Origin of the sequence: Chryseobacterium aahli, assembly GCF_022699665.1 — a bacterium.
GTDB lineage: Bacteria > Bacteroidota > Bacteroidia > Flavobacteriales > Weeksellaceae > Chryseobacterium > Chryseobacterium aahli.
In genome coordinates, this window is the sequence record NZ_JALDNB010000010.1 from 106,837 (window position 1) to 129,888 (window position 23,052).

A 23,052-nucleotide genomic window follows, 5' to 3' on the forward strand; every position below is an offset into this window, starting at 1 on the left:
TCAATGAAAAAATTAAATATATTATTAGTTTCACTATCCTTAATGTGTGCCGTTTCTTGTGGTGACGACTTTTTAGACAGGAAACCTTTAGGACAGTCTACAGAAGGTGATCTTACAGAAGGTGGACTTCAGGCTGATGTGTTCGGTATGTATGCAAAGTTAAGAACACAGGCGGGAGTGTCAAACTGGACAAGATATTGGTTTCAAAGTATAAGATCTGATGATGCTGCAAAGGGAAGCTCTGCTACTGATGCTTCTGAGATGGGAACCATAATGGATAATTTCCAATACACAAAAGTGAAAGGGGAAGCAAATGATAACTGGTCAGGACATTACAATGTAATTTATGACTGTAATGCAATTATTGCTAAATCTCAAAATCTTACAGACAATGGTAGCTTAATTAATAGGGCAGAGGCTCAGGCAGTAAGAGGTTTTTTATTTTTTGACCTAAGAAGGGATTATGGTGAAATACCTTTAGTGACTAATCAAATTAACAATCCACAAGATGTAATTAAAGCGAAATCAACAATAGCTCAGGTAGATGCCCAAATCAAGGCAGATCTTTTGGCAGCTGCTGCGGTGTTACCAGTAAGTTGGCTAGGTCAAGAAGGAAGAGCAACAAGCGGAATGGCTAAATCTTATCTTGCGAAGCTGGCACTATATCAAGGAAATTGGAGTGAAGCTTTACAATATGCGGAGGAAGTAATTAATTCGGGAGCCTATTCTCTAAATCCTAATTATGATAAGCTGTTTTTTGAAGAATCAGATAACGGTACAGAGTCGATATGGGAAATTCAGTTTGCAAGAATAGGTGGTGTGAACTATAGTAATAATTATTGGGAATCTCAGGGGATTAGAGGCGCAGGAACGTGGGATTTAGGTTGGGGTTTTAATGTACCAACTACAAATCTGATTAACGCTTATGAAGCTGGTGATAAAAGAAAAGCCGCAACAATTTTAGAAGAGGGGACTAATGATGGATTCGGTAATAATCTTCCAATTAACTTAGATCAAAAGTATTGGAATAAAAAAGCCTACACAGTGCCAAGCAGAAGAACTTTAGAGGGAGAAAATAAAAATCACTGGACAAATATTAAAATTCTTCGTTATGCAGATGTTTTATTAATTGCTTCAGAGGCTGCACTTCAGTCAGGCAATGTTGCAAAGGCCACGACTTATCTTAATATGATTAGAACAAGAGCAGGATTGGGTAATGTTACTGCTACTTTAGCTGCGATCAAACAAGAAAGAAGAGTTGAATTTGGTATGGAAGGTGAAAGATTTTACGATCTTGTACGTTGGGGAGATGCGGTTTCCGTTTTAGGTACATTAGGTTATCAGGATAAAAATAAATATTATCCATTCCCTCAGACAGCAGTTGATCAATCAGGAGGAGTTTTAGTACAAAATCCTAATTATTAATTTTTAATTCTAAAAAAAAATGAAAAAAAATATCTTTAAAATAATAGGTGCAGTTGCTATATCATCTGTTATATGGAGTTGTCAGGATATGGATAGACCTGAGTTGGGGGATTTTCCATCAGATGTAGGAACTTACACTCCTAAAGATGGCGAAAAGCTTTATGCTGACTTCGAAAATAAGTACCTGCTTAATTCTGTAAATGGTGCACCAGCTCAGAAAACAGGAAATACAACTTTAGGGATTCCAAAAAAAGGTAACTATTCCTTTAGTGGAGCCGCAAATTCTTATATATCTTATCCAGTTAAAGGTCTTTACAGTTCAAATGGAATCAGTTTTGCTTTTTGGTACAAAGTAAACGCTTCACCAGACAGATCAGGAATTATCACCATTAATGATAATGAAATTAATACCGATGATAATAGAAATGGTGGTTTACGAATTTTCAGAGAAGGCGGTACTGCCAAGCAGAGAATAAAACTGAATTTAGGAACCGGAACTGCGGATTCATGGAATGACGGTGCAGAAATAGATGTCAATGGAAATTGGGTTTACGTTACAGTTACCATCTCTCCAACACAATCAAAAATTTACTTTGATGGAGTCTTGAAAAATACAGCCTCTTATACTGCATTTGATTTTTCAAAAAGTAGCACAATGGTTGTAGGCTCGGGAGCACCATCATTTAGCTATTGGGGGCACAATTCTGATCTGAGTCTTATGGATGATTTAAGGGTTTTTGATAAAGTCCTGACAGTTTCTGAGATTCAGAGCTTAATGCAATAGATTCTTTATATAAAAAACACTTTATAGTAAAATATTATAAAGTGTTTTTTTCTTTAAAAAAAATTCAATGTTCAAAAAAACATCTTTAATACTCTTATTCGCTCTCAGCTTAAGCAATATCGTGACAAGTTGTTCAAATTCAGATGGATCAGATCAAAATACTTCTGAAACTCCAAGTACACCAATAAACAACTACACTGACACCCAGCTCCTAGAGATGGTACAGAAAGATGCTCTAAAATATTTTTGGGATTACGCCGAAAGCAATTCTAAACTAGCTAGAGAAAGATACCATACCGATAATCCGGGACAAGATGCTAACGTCGTTTCGGCGGGAGGATCTGGTTTTGGATTAATGACAATTTTGGTTGGTGTTAAAAATGGTTATGTTACAAAAGCAGAAGCAGTTTCAAGATTAACGACATCACTCAACTTTCTGCAAAATGCCAACAGATTTCACGGGGCATGGCCACATTGGATGAACGGAAATAACGGACAGGTTATTCCTTTCAGCCCAAAAGATGATGGCGGAGATTTAGTAGAAACAGCATTTCTTGCCCAGGGCTTAATTTGTGTAAGAGAATATTTCAAAAACTCAACTGATGCTTCGGAACTTGCGCTTTCACAAAAAGCTGACAACCTTTTCAAGGGAATAGAATGGAGCTGGTATACCAATGGCGAGAATGTTTTACATTGGCATTGGTCATCAAATTATAACTTCGAGATCAATCATGAACTTCGTGGTTTTGATGAAACTTTGATTACCTATGTAATGGCAGCAGCTTCACCTACCTTTACAATAACCAAGCCCGTTTATACACAGGGATGGGCACGCAACGGAAATGTTGCTGCATCAGGAAGTCTTTACGGAAATCCTCTTGTTGTTGCACATAATGGTGCAGTTGGAAGCGTGGGGCCGATGTTTTGGTCACATTATTCTTTCTTAGGACTAGATCCAAGAGGTCTTACAGATGATTATGTGAACTACGGAAATGCAACGACGAATCATGCAAAAATAATGTACCAATATTCGGTAACCAATCCAAAAGGATGGCAAGGATATAATGCAAAAAGTTGGGGTCTTACGGCAAGTTATTCCCGAAACGCAGATGGTTCCACAGGATATTCTGCACATCAACCGAATAATGATTTAGGGGTTATCACACCGACAGCAGCACTTTCAAGTATGCCTTATACACCGACAGAAAGTATGAATATGTTGAGATTTCTTTATAACGAAAATTACAGCAAATATGTAGGTGTTGCAGGACCTTATGATGCTTATTCGGTACATTACAATTGGGTGACGCCAAGATATTTAGCAATCGATCAAGGAACAATTTCGCCAATGATTGAGAATCATAAGAACCAATTTTTGTGGAATCTTTTTATGAACGCTCCAGATGTAAAACAAGGCTTAATAAAATTAGGATTTCATTCTACACAACACGGATTTTAGCATTGACAATATTTGTAATTCTAAGTTAAAATATTTATTTTTATGAGTTTGAGCGGCTTTTTGAAACTTGAAACGGTCTTTTCAAATAAAACTTTGCGCGCTTTGTGTTCAAAAATGTAGAATAGAAAATAAATAAAGAATTAAATTTCAGCTTTGTCAGAGTTTAAAATCTTTGACAAAGTTTTCAAAAATAAAATTTAATAATGAAAAAATTAGCACTTACAGGAATTATAGCTTTAGCAATAATCTCTTGTACTACAACTCCATCGACCGCTCAAAACAAAGTTGTTAAGAGTAATATTTCAGATGAGCAGCTGATGGATAAAGTTCAGAAAGATGCTTTGAAATACTTTTGGGATTACGCAGAGCCCAATTCTATGTTGGGAAGAGAGCGTTATCACGAAGACAATATTTACCCTGATAACGATAAGCATGTCATCACAACGGGTGGTTCAGGATTTGGTCTTGCAACTATTTTAGTGGGTGTAGAGAGAGGTTTTATTTCACGAAAAGATGCTGTAAAAAGGCTAAATACCATGATGGATTTCCTTGCAAAAGCAGACCGTCACAAAGGAGCCTGGTCGCATTGGATCAACGGAGAAACCGGAAAAACTGTTCCATTCGGAAAGAAAGATAACGGAGGAGATTTAGTAGAAACCGCTTTCCTGACGACAGGAATTATTCAGGTTCGTGAATACTTCAAAAACGGAAATGCCGAAGAAAAAGCATTGGCCAAAAAATGTGACGAACTTTGGAAAGGAATTCAATGGAACTGGTACACCAAAGGCGGCGAAAAAGTGCTATATTGGCATTGGTCACCCGACTATCAATGGGAAATGAATTTTCCGCTTCAAGGTTACAATGAATGTTTGATTACCTACATTCTGGCAGCTTCGTCGCCCACGTACTCCATCGATGCCGAAACCTATTATAAAGGCTGGACGAGAAACGGAACTTACCTTTCAGACAAAGAAAAATACGGACTTCCAATGTATGTAAAGCACAACGGAGCCGAAGAATATGGAGGTCCCTTATTTTGGGCACATTATTCTTACATCGGTTTAGACCCTACGAATTTATCAGATAAATTAATCAAAAATTATTTCGATTTAAACAAAAATCAGGTACTTATTGACTACAAATATTGTGTAGAAAACCCAAAAAACTGGAAAGGCTATGGCGAGAACTATTGGGGATTGACGGCAAGCTATTCAAGAAATAAAGATGGTGGAGTAGGCTACAATGCACATTTTCCACAAAATGATCATGGGGTAATTACGCCAACCGCCGCTTTGGGCAGTTTTCCATATACACCAAAAGAATCAATGGATTTTCTGAAATTTATATATACACAAAAACCAGAGTTCATAGGTTCTGCAGGTCCTTATGATGCTACTTCGATTCATTATGACAATTGGACGACACCACGATATTTGGCAATCGACCAAGGAACCATCGCACCAATGATTGAGAATTACCGCACCGGATTTTTATGGAAATTGTTTATGAATGCCCCGGAAATCAAGCAGGGATTAAAAAAATTGAGTTTCAAATCAGAAAAGTATCATATTAAATAGTTTTTAGGAGCTTAATCCCGCTATACGCTATATCTTTTTTGTTACAGTCTCCTCCCGAAGTTTCGGGACTCGTCTGCAACAAAAAAGGATGTCGCTTCTATCGGGGCTAATTTTTCTTAGATATTGAGTCTCAACGGGACGATTTAATAGAGAATAGGATGCAATCCTATTTAAAAAAAGTATTCAAAATCAAACGGCTTTAGCCAAAACCTAAAGAAATATGAATTTTAAATTAAAATATTTACCACTTTTTCTTTTTCTGTTTTCTTTGAGCTTACACGCTCAGGAAGTCAAGACGACTTTCAGTAAAGACATAAAACGAACAGAAAAAATATCCTACATTCTCGATTATCCTAAAAATACAAAAGGTAAAGTCCCGTTGGTTGTTTTTCTGCATGGTTCAGGTGAACGAGGAAATGATCTTGAAAAAGTAAAAGCACACAGTCCTTTTACCTATAAAAATTTAATCAAAGAACCGGTTGCTATTTTAGCGCCGCAATGCCCGGAAAATACTTGGTGGGACACCGTTACGGTATATCATTTAATCAAAGAAATTCAGGCAAAATATAAAATCGACGACTCCAGAATTTATCTTACCGGACTTTCAATGGGTGGTTGGGGAACTTTAAAATTAGCAATGGAGCATCCCGAAATGTTTGCGGCAGTTGTTTCAGTTTGCGCACCAACCGATAGAGTGATGTACGCCAACATTCATCAATACAAAAATCTTAACATGAAGATCTTCCACGGCGGGATGGACGATGTTGTTTTACCAGAAAATGCCTTTAGTTTTTATCAAAAACTTCATCCCATCAATCCATCAGCAGAATTGACGATTTTCCCGAATGACAACCATAATTCCTGGGATTCTACCTATTCAAATCCAGCTTTGTACGAATGGATACTGAGTAAAAGAAAGGAAAAATAATGCCAATGCTTCATACCTTTTTTTGTAATAGTTTACATCCTAGATCTTTTAAAGAGAAATCTGATCAGGTGATGGAAATCCATTATTATAAAAATGATAATCTTCTGTTTTCAACTTTTTACGAAAACTCAAAATTGGTTAAGAAGTTTGATTTTGAAAGTAAAGAAAGGTCTAAATCTGTTTTAAAATACTATCAGAATTATCATTTTAAAACTGTTTATGCTGAATCAGGCGAAATTTCTTCCATGCATATAAGTATCAATAATATTTTTAATGATAATGGAAGAGCAAACTATCAAATTAAGTCAGAAAATGATTGGAAAATACAAATATTAGAAAACGGAATTCAGGAAATAAGGCTCGATTATGAAGGAGTAAATATTAATTATTGTTTTCAGAATGAGAATTTGATTAAGTTGATTTTTGAAATTGCTGAATATGAGGATTCCTATATTATTAATGCAAACTATGATAATTTAGGAAGGATAATAAAAAAGGTTAAAGAATTCCCTAAACATGGTTTTTCCGAGGTAACATTGTTTGACTATGAAGATGATTTAGTCATAGAGAAATCAAATGAAAAGAGTTTTCAAATAAAAAGATATGATCACAAAAACCGACCTTTAGTAATTGTAGACTTTAATAATCATGAAGATAAGTTGGATCTTATTAAAAAATATGTAAGAAATTCAAATGAAGAAAATTTAATTCCGATTATGAAATTGATTCATCTCGAAACTTTTAAATATGATCAATTTGATAATCAGACTGCCCATGATATAAAATATTATAGACCAGATTTTTCAAAAGAACGGTTAACTTCATATATTGAGGATTATGTTTATTATGATCGATATAATATTAATTATGGACATTATTATTGTAAAACAAAGGATGATTATGATGATGATTCTGAATCTCTTTCTACACTTGAATATTTCGAAAACAAAGTGTATCAGTATAATGATGGGGATTTAGAAGCAATTCATCATATAAAAAATGAGAAGAAAATAAAATCTGAGTATTTTAGTAAAGAATATAATTTTGAAAAACTAAAAGAAGACAGAAATGGCAAAATAAGTATGAATGATGTTTGTGTACTTGAAAAGTATGATGAATTTGGAAATGCCGTAGAATCTTTTGTTCACAATAAAATTACAGGAAATATAGACAACTATAAGGTTGAAATAATTTTTAAAGATTAAAACAAAAAGAAAAATATAATTTAAGAAGATAGATATATGAGAAAGTTAATTGTAATCGCCACTTTGGCACTTGCGCCGATGTTTTCGGCACAGGAAATGGTCACGAAGCCCGTTCAGTCTTATCAGACTGCGCAGTATCAGGCAAAGAAAAAAGCTTTTGTTGATGCGCTTTTGGCTAAAATGACCTTAGACGAAAAAATCGGACAGCTGAATTTACCAAGTTCAGGCGATTTTACAACCGGTTTGGCTAAAAGTTCAGACATCGGGAAAAAGGTTGAACAAGGATTAGTCGGTGGACTTTTCAATATAAAAGGTGCTGAAAAAATTAAAGCCGTTCAGAAAGTTGCGGTAGAAAACAGCCGTTTGAAGATTCCTTTGATTTTCGGGATGGATGTTATTCATGGATATGAAACAACGTTCCCGATTCCATTAGGATTAGCCGCTTCTTGGGATATGAACTTAGTTCAGCAATCTGCAAGAGTGGCCGCAAGAGAAGCTGCAGCAGACGGGATCAACTGGACGTTCTCGCCGATGGTAGACATTTCCCGCGAACCAAGATGGGGAAGAGTTTCTGAAGGTTCGGGAGAAGACCCATACTTAGGAAGTGAAATTTCTAAAAATATGGTCTACGGTTACCAAGGAAAAGATTTAGCAAATGGAACTAATATTTTAGCGTGTGTAAAACACTTTGCATTGTACGGAGCTGGTGAAGCCGGTAGAGATTACAATACCGTGGATATGAGCCATGTGAGAATGTTTAACGAATATTTTCCACCCTATAAAGCAGCTGTTGATGCAGGAGTTGCTTCTGTAATGGCTTCGTTCAATGAAGTTGACGGAGTTCCGGCAACCGGTAACAGATGGCTGCAGACTGAAGTGCTGAGAAATCAGTGGAAATTCAAAGGTTTTGTGGTAACAGATTACACCGGAATCAACGAAATGGTCGACCACGGAATGGGAGATCTTCAGCAGGTTTCGGCTTTGGCTTTGAAAGCTGGAGTTGATATGGATATGGTTGGAGAAGGTTTTTTAACCACATTAAAAAAATCTTTATCTGAAGGAAAAGTTACACAGGCAGAAATTGATTTAGCCGCAAAAAGAATTCTGGAAGCGAAATATGATTTAGGATTATTCGATAATCCTTACAAACACGGAGATGTTAAACTAGCGGCAAAAGAGGTTTACAATATGGAAAACCGTAATATTGCCAGAAGTGCTGCTGCTCAGTCGATGGTTTTAATGAAAAATGAAAACCAGGTTTTACCTCTGAAAAAATCAGGAACGGTTGCTGTTATTGGCCCATTGGTGAACAATTCTATGAATATGCCAGGAACCTGGAGCGTTGCTTCAAAACATGCTAATGCAATCAATCTGATGCAGGGTCTTCAGGCTAATTATGGGAAAGATGTAAAATTCCTTTCTGCAAAAGGAGCGAACATTGATTATGATGCTAAATTAGAAGATATTTATGCTGCTCACGGTAAAAAAACCGACAGAGACAACCGCTCCAAAGAAGCTTTATTGAAAGAAGCTGTTGAAGTTGCAAGTAAAGCGGATGTAATTGTTTTAGCTATCGGAGAATCTGCCGAAATGAGTGGAGAATCTTCTTCAAGAACTGAAATTACAATTCCTCAGTCTCAGGTTGATTTGTTAAATGAATTAAAGAAGACGGGAAAGCCAATCGCAGTCGTGCTTTTCACGGGTCGTCCTTTGGCACTAACCAATGTAAAAGATGCTCCTGATGCTATTTTGAATACTTGGTTCGCAGGTTCAGAAGCTGGAAATGCCATCGCAGATGTTTTGTTTGGAAAAGTAAATCCTTCAGGAAAATTGCCGATGACGTTCCCGAGAAGTTTAGGGCAGGTTCCAATTTATTATAATGCTAAAAATACAGGTCGTCCATTAGATCAGAAATTGGTTGATAAATGTGAGTATCAAAGGTTCCGTTCAAATTATATGGATGAGTGTAATACGCCGTTGTATCCGTTTGGATACGGTTTGAGTTATACCAAATTCAACTATTCTGACGTGACGGTTTCTAATGCTAATCCAAAAGGAAATCAAACGGTTCAGGCTTCGGTTACTGTGACCAATTCTGGAAATTATGATGGAGCAGAAGTGGTTCAGTTATACATAAGAGATTTAGTAGGAACCATCACAAGACCTGTAAAAGAGTTGAAAGGTTTCCAAAAAGTTATGCTGAAAAAAGGTGAATCTAAAAAAGTAACTTTTGACATCACTCCGGAAAATCTTAAATTCTATAACGGAGATTTAAAGTATGATTGGGAAGCCGGAGAATTTGATATTATGATCGGAACCAATTCTGAGGATGTAAAGCATTCAAAAATCAATTGGACAAAATAAATTCTATATAAAGCCATTCGAAAGAGTGGCTTTTTTATATCTTAGATAAACTTAAAAACTTATATTTAATTATGAAAAAATCAATTTTATTCAGTGCAATGTTATTGAGCTCTTTTGCATTTGCCCAAAAAGTTGGAGGTGATAAGGATGTTCATGGCTGTAAAGGCTCTGCCGGCTACACGTATTCACAAGTGAAAAAAGATTGTGTAAGAGTTTTTGAACAGAAAATTAAACTCACCGAAGTAAAACCAAAAGGAAGCTCAACTTCAATGACCGCCATAATTTTCAGCAAAGACATGAAAAAAGCTGAGGTTTTCCTTCCAGAACAAAATACCGGAAGTTTAATCTTAACAAAACTTGGAAAAGGGAAAGTCTGGAAGAATGGTAAATATATTTTGGCTCCTTATAAAAAGACGGGTTATCAGTTGAAAAAAGATAATGTGGTAATTTACCAATAAGTTAAATTATTCCCCGAAAAAAGTTTGGTACAAAAGATATAGATTCAAAATAATAATAACAGCAGTAATAATCCAAACACAGATTTTTAGAAACGGTTTATTCACAAAATCACCCATTTTTCCTTTATCACTGGTAAACATAACAAGCGGAACTACGGCAAAGCTTAGCTGCATTGATAAGATCACTTGGCTCAAAACCAGCAGGTCTGTCGTTCCCTTTTCACCATAAATAATGGTTACAATCAATGCTGGAATTACGGCAATTAATCGGGTAATAAGTCTTCTAAGCCAAGGTTTTAATCTGATATTTAAGAAGCCTTCCATTACGATTTGTCCGGCAAGTGTTCCTGTCAAGGTAGAATTTTGTCCTGAAGCTAAAAGTGCAATCGCAAAAGCAATACTTGCCATTGATGCTCCCAAAATCGGGGTCAACATTTTGTACGCATCATGAATATCTGCAATGTGTTCGTTTCCGGTCGTGTGAAAAGTTGCTGCGGCCAAAATTAAGATGGCTGCATTGATAAAAAACGCCAATAATAAGGAAACTGTGCTGTCTAAGGTTGCAAATTTTATTGCTTCTTTTTTTCCTTCTTTGTCTCGAGTATAATCTCTGGTCTGAACGATGCTGCTGTGGAGATACAGATTGTGCGGCATTACGGTGGCTCCTAAAATTCCGATACCAATGTAGAGCATTGCGGGATTGGTAATGATTTCTTTTTGAGGAATTAATCCACCTAAAATAGCATTGATTTCAGGTTTAGAAATAATAATTTCATACCCGAAACAAACCAAAATAATAAACATTAATCCTGCGACAATACTTTCTATCCATCGGAAACCTTTTGCCTGAAGCATTAAAATAATCAAGACATCAATTGTGGTAATCACAATTCCCCATGTCAGAGGGATTCCAAAAAGTAAATTTAAAGCAATTGCAGAACCGATGACTTCTGCCAAATCGCAGGCGGCAATAGCAATTTCACAAAATACCCAAAGAATAAAATTAGTGGTGGGTTTAAAATGATCTCTACAAGCCTGAGCAAGATCTCTTTCTGCAACTACACCCAATTTTACCGATAAATGCTGTAAAACCATCGCAAAGATATTCGAAATTAAAACAACAGAAAGTAGAGTGTACCCGAATTGTGAACCACCGGCAATATCGGTTGCCCAGTTTCCGGGATCCATATAACCAACGGCAACCATCAAACCTGGACCTGCAAATGCCAAATACTTCCTCCAAAAACCTGAACCTTTAGGTATAGAAATTGAGGAAAATACCTCTGGTAATGAGTGTGATGTTTTATCTTTTCGCCAAGCGTTTTTCATATCGAATTTCATCATTGTTAGAAATGACTAACAAATTTAATTAAATAATTGAAATAGAAAAGGAGTTCACATAAAAAATCCCGAAAAATATTCTTTCGGGATTCAATTTTAATTTAGATATAAGTTTATTTTGCGAATCTGACAGACATTTTTCTGTCAACAGCTCTTTCTTCGTTAGAAGCTGCTGCGTCTACTTTTGCGAACTCGCTTCCGTAACCGTCTGCTGCAATCACTTGTGCTCCTACACCTTGTTTTCCTAACCAATCTTTAATATAATTGGCTCTGTCTGCAGAAAGCTTTTTATTTTTTGCTTCGTCACCAGTTTTATCTGTATAGCCTCCAATTTTAATTTTAGCATCCGGATAAGCTTTTAAAATTGCTACCAAGTTTTGTAACTGTCCTTCAGAACCAGCTTCCAAAGTATTTGCACTTCCGATTTTGAAGTTTACATGGTCAAAATCATACCATTTGGTTTTTAAAGCATCATCGTTTGCTGCATTTTTATAAGCGTCTGACTTCAAGAAAGTAATCATCTGATCTTCCATTCCTCCTTTGTAACCTTTCAATGAAGTTCCGTTTAAATCGATGTTTTCATCCACTCTGGTAGTTGTCATGGTCGTTGCAGTATCATTTTGCATTGAAGCACTATCGTTTGTTGTATTTAAACTATCGCCAGCAACCGCTGTTGTTGTAGTGGTTTCTTTTTTCTCACATTGCTTCCAAAGAAAATATCCGGCGGCAATTAATAATAATAAAGGTAAAAGCCATTTCCAGATTGATCCGCCATCTGAAGTTGTAGATCTATCCGGGAAAGTTCCGCCATCAGCTACACTTTTTGTAACCTCAATCTTTTTCTCTTCATGCGGAGTAGGATTTGGAAGAGGAGTAGTCGGTGTAGTTTTGATGGTGTCGTTATCATTATCAAACTTGTAGCCTTTTGCCCAATCTCCAACATTTAATGATGCTAAAGATAGACCTGCTGGCAATAATGATGAAACAATACCCTTCTGATCATTCAATAAACCTGAAATTCCTGATTGGTCAAGGTTATTATCAGCTGCATACTTTCCTACAGAACCTACAGTGGCTCCGGTTACTAAATTTAGTAAAGAAGCGGATGAATTATTACTGATTCCTGCATAGGTTGAAATAGAATTAACCAAACCGCTCAGTTTATCACCAAAAATTGATGCTAACAAACTTTGTACCCAAGTATTTTCTGAAGCCAATCCTAAAAGATTTCCTAAAACTCCTTGAGAAGGAGCGCCAGTAATTGCATCTAAAACAGCCGGATTAGATGAATTGTTTGCCAAACCTCCCACAACTGCGGGTAACAAACCTCCGATGGCTTTTGAAATACCAGATTCACTTTCGCCCAATTGCGAAGCAGCTTGCGTTACCAATGCAGAACCAAGCTGTCCTTTAATTAAATCGATGATGTTTAATGACATAATAAATTATTTGAGATTAATGTGTTATAAATTTAAACAAAAATCTATCCAAATGTTGATTTCAAAAAAAAAATCTTTAAAAATCACTAGAATTTTTAAAGATTTGTTAATTATAAGTTATTGAATTTTAGTATGCTTTTGCGTATAAAACACGTCTCTTAGATGGTTTTCCGGAAATCATAGAAATACCTTCTTCAATATCATCATCCAAAGGAATACAACGTATTGTGGCTTTAGTTTCTTCTTTTATTTGTGCTTCTTCCTCGTCAGTTCCGTCCCAATGTGCATAAATGAAACCTCCTTTTTCTTCTAAAACTTTTTTAAATTCTTCATAAGAGTCAACTTTTGTAATGTTGTCTTTTCTGAAATCGAAAGCCTTAGTGTACATATCTTGTTGGATAGTTTTCAATAAATCTTCAATATAAGAATCTAAACCTTCCAACGGACGAGTTTCTTTGGTAAGAGTATCTCTTCTTGCAATCTCAACAGATTTATTTTCTAAATCTCTTTGACCCATTGCGATTCTCAAAGGCACACCTTTCAGTTCGTACTCAGCAAATTTCCATCCCGGTTTGTTTTGAGTATCATCATCAAATTTTACAGAAATTCCTTTTAATTTTAATTTATTTTGAATTTCTAAAGCGACTTCGCTGATTTGATTCAACTGCTCTTCACCTTTAAAAATAGGTACAATCACAACCTGAATCGGAGCCAATGTCGGAGGTAAAACCAATCCGAAATCATCAGAATGCGTCATAATCAAAGCACCCATCAAACGGGTTGAAGTTCCCCAAGATGTTGCCCAAGCATGTTCTATTTTTCCTTCTTTGTTGGTAAATTTCACATCGAATGCTTTTGCGAAATTCTGTCCTAAGAAGTGAGATGTTCCAGCCTGAAGTGCTTTCCCGTCCTGCATCAATGCTTCGATACAATACGTGTCATCAGCTCCTGCAAATCTTTCAGAAGGAGTTTTTACACCCATTACAACCGGCATTGCCATGAATTTTTCAGCAAAATCTGAATACACATTATTCATTTTCACTGCCTCTTCTAAAGCTTCATCTTTTGTAGCGTGAGCAGTGTGACCTTCCTGCCACAAAAACTCAGAAGTTCTTAAAAACAAACGGGTTCTCATTTCCCAACGAACAACATTTGCCCATTGATTAATTAAAATTGGCAAATCTCTGTAAGATTGAATCCAACCTTTATAGGTATTCCAGATGATTGCTTCAGAAGTAGGACGAACAATTAATTCTTCCTCTAATTTTGCATCAGGATCTACCATTAATTTCCCTGGATTATCAGGATCATTTTTTAGACGATAATGAGTTACGATTGCACATTCTTTGGCAAAACCTTCAGCATTTTTTTCTTCAGCCTCAAATAAACTTTTGGGAACGAATAAGGGGAAGTAAGCGTTAACGTGACCTGTCTCTTTGAATCTTTTATCCATTTCGTCACGCATTTTTTCCCAGATTGCATATCCGTATGGTTTGATAACCATAGATCCTCGCACGCCGGAGTTTTCAGCTAAATCTGCTTTTACAACCAATTCATTATACCATTTGCTATAATCTTCGCTTCTTGAGGTTAATTTTGCCATTAATTTTATTTTAATATTTTTAACTTTTCTCTATTATTGTAATCTAAAAATAAAAATCTATTTTTGATAGATATTTGTAACCAATAATTTGGTATATTTTTGGTACAGATTGCAAATATAATTTAAATTAAAAATTTTTACATTATCATGAAAAGAAATATACATAAAAATTTACTTGGCATGCTGAAATCTAAAGGGATTTTGGCTATATCAAGTGGCTTGCTATTAATGTCTTGTGGTGCTCAGGTTGGAGGTTACAGTGAGACAGACGGAGTATATTATGATCCAAACAAAGATACTCTTCCGGAAGGTGTCATCATCAATGGTGATCAGGGAAACCAAGTAGGAGATTATTATGATTATTCCCCGCAATCTAGTATTGTAGAAAATTCTCAAATCAATTCCCAGGAATACAACAACAGATATAATGAATGGAGTGATGCCAATTACGGCAATGCAACAGATTCTGATTGGGGTAGTTTCGCAGGAAGCCAGACCAACGTATACGACAACTCTTGGGGTTGGGGTATGGGAATGGGTTGGGGCTCACCTTGGGGATGGGGAGGCTACAGTCCTTACTGGGGAATGGGATCTGGCTGGGGCATGGGAATGTCTTTCGGCTGGGGAAACTCTTGGGGCTGGGGCGGATACAATTCTTATTGGGGTATGGGATGGAACTCACCTTACTGGGGATATAACCCTTATTGGGGCGGATATGGTTACGGAGGCTGGTACGGTGGTGCAGGTTATTGGGGAGGTAATTATTACAGACCATCTTACAGAAGAAGTGGAGCAAATGGTAGAGGATTTACAAATGCTCCCGGAGTCAATAAATATAACGGAAACACTTCTGGTTTCAGAAATGGAAACAATGGTTCTGGCATGAGAAATGGCCAAGGTCAGCAAGGATTTAGAAATAATAACGGAGGTTTCAGACAAGGGACAACCAATGGTGGATTTAGACAAGGAACTACAAACGGAGGTTTCAGAAATCAATCTGGTATGAGAAATCCTAATGGCCAGCAAAGACCCAACTATAATTACAGACCACAACAACAGCAACAAACCAGACCAAATTATAACCAACAACAATCACAGCCAAGATCAAACGATAATGGTGGTTTCAGATCAGGAGGATCCAACTCTGGAAGTAGCAGTGGTGGCGGATTTAGATCTGGTGGTTCTTCAGGTGGTGGAGGAATGAGATCAGGCGGCGGTGGCGGCGGTTTCAGATCTGGTGGTAGATAATATTGTAAAACTCAATAACTATTAATAAAATAATGTTAAAAAAATCTTTAGTAATAATGAGTATTTCTGCAGCATTTTTTGTGCAGGCTCAAGATATTTCAGTGATTAGAAACTCTATTGATGTATATTCAAATACGCCAATGGTTGGTTCTTCGAAGTTTAATGCAATGGTAGGCTCGAATGGAGCTTTGGGTGGTGACGGTACTTCGTTGATGACCAACCCGGCAGGTATCGGTGTTGCGATTGCTGGTGATGTTTCAGCAACGCTATCGGTTACGAATAATAAAAACACATCTTCATTAGCTGGTTCTTCTTTAAATTATGATATTAATAAAGTTGATATCGGTAATGCCAATGGAGTTGCTGTTTTTCAGTTGATGACAGAAACACCTTGGAAGTTTATTAACGTTGCAGCCAATATTTCTACATCATCTATTGAAAACTATGTAGAATCACCAGGAAACTCAAATGTTTCTATTGCTAAAAATCTTGTTGACTCAGGAGGAAATAACGTTGTGGGAAATATGTCTTATTTAGGACACGCTTACAACAGATATGGAACTCAAACTAAATTCAATGTTGGTGTAGGTGCTAATTATAATAATGCTTGGTACTTTGGTGCAAGTTTAAATATGCACAGTGTTGATCTAGAGCAATTTGACAGCGCTGTTTTCGGATTAGATTTAGATAATTCTGTAACTAGTTTTGATAAACAATACACGCCATATTCTGAAAAATCAAGTGGTTTCTCGGGTACTTTAGGGGTTATTGGAAAAATTAGTAATCAGTTGAGGTTGGGTGCTTCAATTGAATCACCTACTTGGTGGTCGGTTGATCGAGTATATAGAGATTATTATGATGGTGCAGATGGAATCTATTATGATAATTTTGCAGAAGACAGAACATTCAGATCTCCAATGAAAGCGACTTTAAGTGGTGCTTTTGTTCCTAATAAAAACTTTGCGATCAACGTTGACTATACTTTAGGCTTAACTAAGCCAAAATATAAAGTTCAGGGTGTTGCTGAATCAGAATTAAACACTTTCTTCAACGACAACTACAAAAATTTATCTGAAATTAAAGTAGGTGCAGAATACAGAATCAAAGCTTTGAGATTGAGAGGAGGTTATTCTTATGCATCAAGCCCTTTTGACAGTACAACAATCAGTGCATTTTCAAATACGGGAACTGTTGCAAATACCAACTACAGCAACTTCATTTTAGGAGATAGAAATACGATTGGTGCAGGTATAGGATATGATTTTGGTAAATTCTACATCGATGCAGCTTATCAGAATATTACTTCAGAATACAAAAATCCGTTTTTGGCAGGATATCAATTTGATGATTATAATACAGGATATTACTCAGGAGATTTCGACGTTACAACGCCAAATTCTGTAGTATCTGATGTGAAAAATGTGAGAAACAATTTCTTCCTTACTGTAGGCTGGAAATTCTAATCAGAGATTTTACTTAAATATATAAAAGGCTTCGAATTATTTCGAAGCCTTTCTTGTTTTATTTAAATTTTTTCTCGCAGATTAAGCTAATCAAGAAGATTTTATAAAGTATTAACGGAAGCTTTAAATATCTTAAACGATTGTTTTTTAATTGAAATAAAAGCTATTTAATGATGATGATCATGTGGATGTGTATGAAACAAATGCATCAACAAAGCCAAAGAAACTCCTAAAATAACCAAACCAATCTTTGACCAGTTGATATTGTGATTTTTATTGCTTTCGAAAATAATGACTGATGAAATGTGAAGAAAAATACCACCCACAATTGCTAGGAAATATGGCTGCCATTCAGGGTTGAAATAATTTCCAAGTAACATTCCCATTGGGGAAGCTAAAGCGAATAAAGCCACAATTAATAAAGATGGATAAGACGCTTTTGAACCTGATCTGTTAAACAAAAATGCTCCCAATATAAAAGAAATCGGGAGATTGTGAAACAAAATCCCTAAAAGATAAGGTGACAGAGGATTGGTTTCATTAGCCAAAGGAATTCCTTCGATAAACGCATGAATAAACAATCCGACCATCAATGCGACAGGCAAAATATTGCTGCTTTCATTATGATGATGAAAATGCCCGTGCTCAAAACCTTTCGTTAACGCTTCCAAAATCATTTGAAGCAAAACTCCGCCAATCACAAAGATTCCCAGATTTTCACTTACATCAGACGTGTAAACTTGTGGAAAAACTTCATTAAGGCAAATGGTAATAAGGAAACCTGCACTTAAAATCAATAGATTTTTTGCAAACTGCTCTTTTTTACCAAAGAGTTTTCCGAGAAAAACACCGGCAACAACACTTAAAATTAATAAAATGAAAATCATTACTTTTTCTTAAACAAATTAATGCAACGTGGTGAAATTTCCTTTTTAAAATCATTCAAATGATAATCTCCCCAAATTTTCACTCTTTCAAAACCACATTCTGAAGCGTAGTTTTCAATAGTTTCTAAGGTATGAAGTTTTACTTTTTCAAAAAAATGTTTAGCTTCTCCATCAATCTCAAAACGAATGTCTTTAATGATGTGTCTGCCTTCAATTTTTTTAGAAATATGAAAATCAATTCCTTCTCGGTGAATTGTAGTTTCCGGAACCAAAGTTCTTGTTACAAATTCTTCATTCAGATAATCCAAAACAAAAAAACCTTCCGGTTTTAAGGCATTGTAAACAGATTGGAAAACGTTTCTATCATCTGTCTCGTTATCAAAATACCCAAAGCTGGTAAAAAGATTGAAAACCGCATTTACAGGTTCAGAATCGATAGGATTTCTCATATCGTGAACTTTGAAAGTTAAACCTTCATTTTCAAACTGCTTGTCAAACTCAATACTTTGCTGGGAAAGGTCTAAACCAAGCACATCATAGCCCAATTTATTAAGAAAAACCGAGTGTCTTCCTTTTCCGCACGCAAGGTCAATTATTTTTGAAGATTGAGGCAGCTGAAGCTCCTGAGTGAGTTTTGTGATAAAGTTTTCTGCTTCCGTATAATCTCTGTTACTGTAAAGCAAATGATAATAAGGCGTATCAAACCAAGATTCAAACCATTCCATAATGCAAAAATAACTAAATTTGCGGTGTTAAAAGAAAAGTATTTTAAATATTAAGGTATTGAAAAATTCAATTTATTAATAAAATGAAACGCTAATTCTTTAATTTTTAAATAGTTAAATCTTTTAATTATAACTTATGGATACAGAAAATATTAAAATTCAGATAAAAACATTCTTCGGATTAGAAACAGTTTTGGGTGAAGAAATCAAAAAACTGGGCGGAAGAAACGTTGAACTTAAAAATCGTGCAGTCAATTGTGAGGGAGATTTAGGTTTTCTTTATAAAATCAATTATTCCGCAAGAACGGCTTTGAAAATTCTTGTGCCGATTGATGAATTTAAAGCATACAACGAAACAAAATACTACGACAGACTTTTCAAATTTGAATGGGATGAGTTTATGGATGTCAACCAGACTTTTGCCATAGATTCTACGGTGAATTCTGAAAGATTCAGTCATTCTCAGTTCATGACTTTCAAAATGAAAGATGCAATTGTAGATTATTTCCAAAATAAGTACGGAAGAAGACCGAGCATTGAAACGAAATCTCCGGATATTAAATTTCATCTTCATATCGACAGAGAATTGGTAACGATTTCTTTAGATTCTTCGGGTGATGCTTTATTTAAAAGAGGGTACAGAAGAGAGCAGGGTGAAGCACCAATCAACGAAGTGTTAGCAAGCGGAATGCTTCAGTTGGCAGGTTGGGACGGAAAAGGAAATTTCCTTGATCCGATGTGCGGTTCTGGAACGCTTTTGATAGAAGCTGCGATGATTGCGATGGATTTGCCGGCACAGCTTTATAGAAGAAGATTTGCTTTCCAAAATTGGAAAAATTATGATGATGATTTGTTTGCTACGATAAAGCAGCATCGTGTTGACAGAATCAGAGAATTTCACGGAAAAATCGTGGGTTACGATATCGACGGAAGAATGCTGGATGCCGCAAGAACCAATGTAGAGTCTGCAGAAATGGAAGATGTGATCGAGGTAAGAAGAGAGAACTTCTTTGATACGAAAAAAGATCTTTTCCCTTTGTTGATGGTTTTTAACCCGCCTTACGACGAGAGAATTTCGATTAATGATGACGATTTCTACAAAAAAATAGGAGATACTTTTAAGACAAGTTATCCAAATACTTTGGCGTGGCTGATTTCTTCAGATCTTGATGCACCAAAGAAAATCGGATTGCGACCTTCAAGAAAAATAAAACTTTTCAACGGAAAACTGGAAACCAGATTTTTGCAGTACGAAATGTATGAAGGAACGAAGAAGTTACATAAACTGGAGAACAAAGAAGAGTAAAAATGTCCCTGAATATTTTTGAGATTATTGAAGGTATCGTCGATTTCATTTGTCTTTTGACAGATTATAATTCGTCAGATTCTAATAATAACGGCAAAAAATTCAGAAAAAAATCAAAATACACAGTAAAATTGTGGAGTGGAGGCTTTTTGCTAATTGCCTCCATTTTGTTTTTTATTGTATTTAAAAATCCTTTACCAGATAAAGATTTTGTACAGAGCATTTTGGTTTGTGTTCTGATAGGTTTAGTGCTTTCTTTTATTGTGTTTTTTTCTCTATTTCACTTAGGTCTTTATTATTTCAGGAGTGTATTTGAGTTTCTGCTTTTCAGCGGAACGTTCATTTTATTAATGATTGCACTTGTTTTGTATGTGTATTTTAAATCAAATTTGTTTAGTATTTAAATTAAAGTAAATTGAATCCTACCATTTCTATCGTCGTCGCTATTTTTAACCGAAAAGACGAGCTTTTCGAACTTCTTAATTCATTAACCTTTCAAACGGATAAAGCTTTTGAAATTATTATTGTTGATGACGGTTCATTGATTGATTTGAAACCAACAATCAAGAATTTTGATGAGATTTTAGATATTAAATATTTCAGAAAAGATAATTCAGGTCCGGGTTTATCAAGAAATTACGGTTCAAAAAGAGCTTCGAATGAATGGCTTGTTTTTGTAGACAGCGATGTGATTGTGGAGAAAGATTATATTCAAAACATCAAAAAAGATATTCTCACGATTCCTTGTGATGCTTTTGGTGGTGCAGACAAGGCACATAAAGGCTTTAATCTGATGCAAAAAGCAATTTCTTACTCTATGACTTCCGTTTTTACGACTGGCGGAATCAGAGGGAATAAAAAAGCAGTTTCAAAATTTCAGCCCAGAAGTTTCAATATGGGAGTGAAGAAGGAAGTTTTTGAGAAAGTAGGAGGTTTTTCGGAAATGAGAATTGGTGAAGATCCGGATTTATCGATGACGCTTTGGGAAAATGGTTTTTCAACTGCATTTTTTGATGATATTGCAGTGTATCATAAACGTCGTGTCGATTTCGGTAAGTTTTCAAAACAGGTGTATCAATTTGGTTGCGCAAGACCTATTTTAAACCAAAGACATCCGAAATATGTGAAAATCTCTTTTGCTTTTCCAACTTTGTTTCTGCTGGGATATGTTTTAGGTTTTATCGAATATTTTATTCTTGGACGAGGAATTATTCTGGCTTTTTACGGACTCTATACTTTCATGGTTTTGATACATGCCACGATTGTCACTAAGAATATCGCAATTGCAGGAATGGCGGTTATTTCGACTTATATTCAAATGTTTTCTTATGGCTACGGTTTTTTAAAATCGTGGATTTTGCTAAATGTTTTCAGAATGAAACCTGAAAATGCTTTCCCGAAACATTTTCATAAAAATTAATAGATTTAATTATTCAAAAATATTTCTAAAAAAATAAATGCTGTTGAAAGTTCAACAGCATTTATTAATCAAGATGTAAAAATAGTTTCATGGTGTAGAACGCCTGTTTTTATCATGCATTCTTTCATTTTTTTATAAGTTCGCTCGATGTCGTGGTCGAGGCCTATAGAAAATCGTATGAGTCCGTCTGAGATTCCCATTTCTTCTCTTTCTTCTTCAGGTATTTCAGATGAAGTTGAGCTTCCGGAGCATGAGAATAATGTTTTATAAAATCCTAAACTTACAGCAAGATATCCAAGATTTTCGTGCTGCATCATTTCCATTAATTCATTGGCTTTTTCGGTTGTTCCGGCGTCCACAGTGAGAAGACCACCAAAACCATATTCTTTCTGCATCATACTCTTCATCAGTTCATGGTTTTTGTGAGATGGCAAACCTGGATAAGAAACTTTTAAACCATCATTTTCAAATCTTTCAGCAAGATATAGTGCGTTGTAGCTGTGCTGTTTCATTCGAATGTGAAGCGTTCTCAGGTTTTTAAGAATGCTTGCAGACCTGAAGCTGTCCATCGTAGGGCCAAGAAGCATACAAGCTCCGTTGTTTACATTTTTGGTATCATTAATAAATTCTTGGGTACCACAATAAACTCCGCCAACCGTATCACTGCTACCATTAATAAATTTGGTTAAACTGTGAATGACAATATCAGCACCTAAAAGACTTGGTGAAATGGAAAGCGGAGAAAAAGTATTGTCTACTATAAGTTTTAAGTTATGTTTCTTACAAATTGAAGAAAGCTTTCTAAGGTCGGCAACCTCTAAAAGTGGATTGCTCACACTTTCGCAATATATTATTTTTGTGTTTGGCTTGATGGCATTTTCAATCGACTCAAAATTATTGATATCAACAAAAGTTGTGTCAATATTGAACGGGGGAAGGAAGTTCTTTAGAAAAGCATACGTTCCGCCATATATTGTTCTGCTGGAGATGATATGATCGCCACTTTTGCAAACCTGCATCAGCACAGAGGTGATGGCACCCATTCCGGAAGCGGTTACGTTGGCCATTTCTGTATTTTCCATCTTTGCCAATGCCTGAGAAAGATACAGATTCATCGGAGAAGAATGTCTTGAATATAAATAACAGCCATCTGCATTTCCTTCAAAAGTATCAAACATGGTTTTTGCAGAAAGGAAAGTGTAGGTAGAGCTGTCTGAAATTGACGGATTTACTCCTCCAAATTCTCCAAAATATTGTAAGTCTTGAATTTCGTTTGCCGCATTAAAATGATCCATATTTTTTTGTTTTAAAAGTGAATCTTTTTATATTTTATTACAACAGAATATTCAATATTTAGATTTTAAATCTATTTAAATTAAATTTTGATGATAAAAAGTTGGTTAATTTTAAATTTAATAAA

19 protein-coding genes are annotated in these 23,052 nt (G+C 35.6%); 13 read left to right on the forward strand and 6 right to left on the reverse strand.

The features are described 5' to 3' along the window. Positions 1-3 precede the first annotated feature (3 nt). The 8 genes from MQX03_RS15690 (at position 4) to MQX03_RS15725 (ending at position 10,200) form a co-directional block, all read left to right on the forward strand. On the forward strand, positions 4-1,425 hold the full coding sequence (locus MQX03_RS15690) for a RagB/SusD family nutrient uptake outer membrane protein (RefSeq protein WP_242804179.1): 1,422 nt from the start codon (positions 4-6) through the stop codon (positions 1,423-1,425). A 19-nt stretch (positions 1,426-1,444) separates the two neighbouring features. Then, positions 1,445-2,209: a LamG domain-containing protein gene (locus MQX03_RS15695; protein WP_242804181.1), complete on the forward strand. Its 765-nt coding sequence runs from the start codon at positions 1,445-1,447 to the stop codon at positions 2,207-2,209. Between the two features lie 67 nt (positions 2,210-2,276). Then, on the forward strand, positions 2,277-3,668 hold the full coding sequence (locus MQX03_RS15700) for a glucoamylase family protein (protein ID WP_242804183.1): 1,392 nt from the start codon (positions 2,277-2,279) through the stop codon (positions 3,666-3,668). A 203-nt stretch (positions 3,669-3,871) separates the two neighbouring features. Then, positions 3,872-5,245, forward strand: a complete 1,374-nt coding sequence (locus tag MQX03_RS15705) for a glucoamylase family protein (RefSeq protein WP_242804185.1) — start codon at positions 3,872-3,874, stop codon at positions 5,243-5,245. 220 nt (positions 5,246-5,465) lie between these two features. Continuing rightward, positions 5,466-6,173: a carboxylesterase family protein gene (locus MQX03_RS15710; RefSeq protein WP_242804187.1), complete on the forward strand. Its 708-nt coding sequence runs from the start codon at positions 5,466-5,468 to the stop codon at positions 6,171-6,173. A gap of 5 nt (positions 6,174-6,178) precedes the next feature. Then, the gene (locus tag MQX03_RS15715; RefSeq protein ID WP_242804188.1) at positions 6,179-7,378 is read left to right on the forward strand and encodes a hypothetical protein; all 1,200 of its coding nucleotides are present in this window, start codon (positions 6,179-6,181) and stop codon (positions 7,376-7,378) included. A gap of 36 nt (positions 7,379-7,414) precedes the next feature. Further along, positions 7,415-9,742 carry a beta-glucosidase BglX gene (gene bglX / locus MQX03_RS15720; protein ID WP_242804190.1) on the forward strand — a complete coding sequence of 776 codons (2,328 nt, stop codon included), beginning with the start codon at positions 7,415-7,417 and terminating at the stop codon, positions 9,740-9,742. A gap of 71 nt (positions 9,743-9,813) precedes the next feature. After that, positions 9,814-10,200, forward strand: coding sequence for a hypothetical protein (locus MQX03_RS15725; protein WP_242804191.1), 387 nt, complete (start codon positions 9,814-9,816; stop codon positions 10,198-10,200). A gap of 6 nt (positions 10,201-10,206) precedes the next feature. Here MQX03_RS15725 and MQX03_RS15730 read toward each other — a convergent pair whose 3' ends face one another. The 3 genes from MQX03_RS15730 to proS form a co-directional block, all read right to left on the reverse strand. Beyond that, positions 10,207-11,541, reverse strand: coding sequence for an Nramp family divalent metal transporter (locus MQX03_RS15730; RefSeq protein ID WP_129537209.1), 1,335 nt, complete (start codon positions 11,539-11,541; stop codon positions 10,207-10,209). 113 nt (positions 11,542-11,654) lie between these two features. Beyond that, positions 11,655-12,980 (reverse strand): OmpA family protein, encoded by a 1,326-nt coding sequence (locus tag MQX03_RS15735; RefSeq protein ID WP_242804192.1) that lies wholly within the window; start codon positions 12,978-12,980, stop codon positions 11,655-11,657. Positions 12,981-13,107: 127 nt separating this feature from the next. Then, positions 13,108-14,583: a proline--tRNA ligase gene (proS, locus tag MQX03_RS15740; protein WP_129534243.1), complete on the reverse strand. Its 1,476-nt coding sequence runs from the start codon at positions 14,581-14,583 to the stop codon at positions 13,108-13,110. Between the two features lie 147 nt (positions 14,584-14,730). On the opposite strand from proS, the gene MQX03_RS15745 reads away from it, so the two are divergent. Next, the gene (locus MQX03_RS15745) at positions 14,731-15,831 is read left to right on the forward strand and encodes a prolyl-tRNA synthetase (protein WP_242804193.1); all 1,101 of its coding nucleotides are present in this window, start codon (positions 14,731-14,733) and stop codon (positions 15,829-15,831) included. Between the two features lie 56 nt (positions 15,832-15,887). Continuing rightward, complete coding sequence (locus MQX03_RS15750) at positions 15,888-17,294, forward strand: OmpP1/FadL family transporter (protein ID WP_242804194.1); 1,407 nt, start codon at positions 15,888-15,890, stop codon at positions 17,292-17,294. A 167-nt stretch (positions 17,295-17,461) separates the two neighbouring features. Here MQX03_RS15750 and MQX03_RS15755 read toward each other — a convergent pair whose 3' ends face one another. Continuing rightward, the gene (locus MQX03_RS15755) at positions 17,462-18,181 is read right to left on the reverse strand and encodes a ZIP family metal transporter (RefSeq protein WP_242804195.1); all 720 of its coding nucleotides are present in this window, start codon (positions 18,179-18,181) and stop codon (positions 17,462-17,464) included. After that, positions 18,181-18,906: a class I SAM-dependent DNA methyltransferase gene (locus MQX03_RS15760; RefSeq protein WP_242804196.1), complete on the reverse strand. Its 726-nt coding sequence runs from the start codon at positions 18,904-18,906 to the stop codon at positions 18,181-18,183. The genes MQX03_RS15755 and MQX03_RS15760 overlap by 1 nt, the downstream gene beginning before the upstream one ends. Before the next feature lie 136 nt (positions 18,907-19,042). Between MQX03_RS15760 and MQX03_RS15765 the strand changes: the two genes are divergently transcribed. From MQX03_RS15765 to MQX03_RS15775, 3 genes are read left to right on the forward strand one after another with little or no spacing between them, the layout of a single operon-like run. Then, complete coding sequence (locus MQX03_RS15765) at positions 19,043-20,212, forward strand: THUMP domain-containing class I SAM-dependent RNA methyltransferase (protein ID WP_129534239.1); 1,170 nt, start codon at positions 19,043-19,045, stop codon at positions 20,210-20,212. A 2-nt stretch (positions 20,213-20,214) separates the two neighbouring features. Further along, complete coding sequence (locus MQX03_RS15770; protein ID WP_242804197.1) at positions 20,215-20,616, forward strand: branched-chain amino acid ABC transporter substrate-binding protein; 402 nt, start codon at positions 20,215-20,217, stop codon at positions 20,614-20,616. 11 nt (positions 20,617-20,627) lie between these two features. Next, on the forward strand, positions 20,628-21,632 hold the full coding sequence (locus tag MQX03_RS15775; RefSeq protein ID WP_242804198.1) for a glycosyltransferase: 1,005 nt from the start codon (positions 20,628-20,630) through the stop codon (positions 21,630-21,632). Between the two features lie 68 nt (positions 21,633-21,700). Here the strand turns inward: MQX03_RS15775 and MQX03_RS15780 are convergent, their stop codons facing one another. After that, on the reverse strand, positions 21,701-22,927 hold the full coding sequence (locus tag MQX03_RS15780; protein WP_129534238.1) for an aminotransferase class I/II-fold pyridoxal phosphate-dependent enzyme: 1,227 nt from the start codon (positions 22,925-22,927) through the stop codon (positions 21,701-21,703). Between the last annotated feature and the right edge of the window lie 125 nt (positions 22,928-23,052).

Excerpts from the sequence above, each read along its gene's own strand:
- MQX03_RS15690 (WP_242804179.1), top strand. The coding sequence starts at position 4 with ATGAAAAAATTAAATATATTATTAGTTTCACTATCCTTAATGTGTGCC.
- MQX03_RS15695 (WP_242804181.1), top strand. The coding sequence starts at position 1,445 with ATGAAAAAAAATATCTTTAAAATAATAGGTGCAGTTGCTATATCATCT.
- MQX03_RS15700 (WP_242804183.1), top strand. The coding sequence starts at position 2,277 with ATGTTCAAAAAAACATCTTTAATACTCTTATTCGCTCTCAGCTTAAGC.
- MQX03_RS15705 (WP_242804185.1), top strand. The coding sequence starts at position 3,872 with ATGAAAAAATTAGCACTTACAGGAATTATAGCTTTAGCAATAATCTCT.
- MQX03_RS15710 (WP_242804187.1), top strand. The coding sequence starts at position 5,466 with ATGAATTTTAAATTAAAATATTTACCACTTTTTCTTTTTCTGTTTTCT.
- MQX03_RS15715 (WP_242804188.1), top strand. The coding sequence starts at position 6,179 with ATGCTTCATACCTTTTTTTGTAATAGTTTACATCCTAGATCTTTTAAA.
- bglX (WP_242804190.1), top strand. The coding sequence starts at position 7,415 with ATGAGAAAGTTAATTGTAATCGCCACTTTGGCACTTGCGCCGATGTTT.
- MQX03_RS15725 (WP_242804191.1), top strand. The coding sequence starts at position 9,814 with ATGAAAAAATCAATTTTATTCAGTGCAATGTTATTGAGCTCTTTTGCA.
- MQX03_RS15730 (WP_129537209.1), bottom strand. The coding sequence starts at position 11,541 with ATGAAATTCGATATGAAAAACGCTTGGCGAAAAGATAAAACATCACAC.
- MQX03_RS15735 (WP_242804192.1), bottom strand. The coding sequence starts at position 12,980 with ATGTCATTAAACATCATCGATTTAATTAAAGGACAGCTTGGTTCTGCA.
- proS (WP_129534243.1), bottom strand. The coding sequence starts at position 14,583 with ATGGCAAAATTAACCTCAAGAAGCGAAGATTATAGCAAATGGTATAAT.
- MQX03_RS15745 (WP_242804193.1), top strand. The coding sequence starts at position 14,731 with ATGAAAAGAAATATACATAAAAATTTACTTGGCATGCTGAAATCTAAA.
- MQX03_RS15750 (WP_242804194.1), top strand. The coding sequence starts at position 15,888 with ATGAGTATTTCTGCAGCATTTTTTGTGCAGGCTCAAGATATTTCAGTG.
- MQX03_RS15755 (WP_242804195.1), bottom strand. The coding sequence starts at position 18,181 with ATGATTTTCATTTTATTAATTTTAAGTGTTGTTGCCGGTGTTTTTCTC.
- MQX03_RS15760 (WP_242804196.1), bottom strand. The coding sequence starts at position 18,906 with ATGGAATGGTTTGAATCTTGGTTTGATACGCCTTATTATCATTTGCTT.
- MQX03_RS15765 (WP_129534239.1), top strand. The coding sequence starts at position 19,043 with ATGGATACAGAAAATATTAAAATTCAGATAAAAACATTCTTCGGATTA.
- MQX03_RS15770 (WP_242804197.1), top strand. The coding sequence starts at position 20,215 with ATGTCCCTGAATATTTTTGAGATTATTGAAGGTATCGTCGATTTCATT.
- MQX03_RS15780 (WP_129534238.1), bottom strand. The coding sequence starts at position 22,927 with ATGGATCATTTTAATGCGGCAAACGAAATTCAAGACTTACAATATTTT.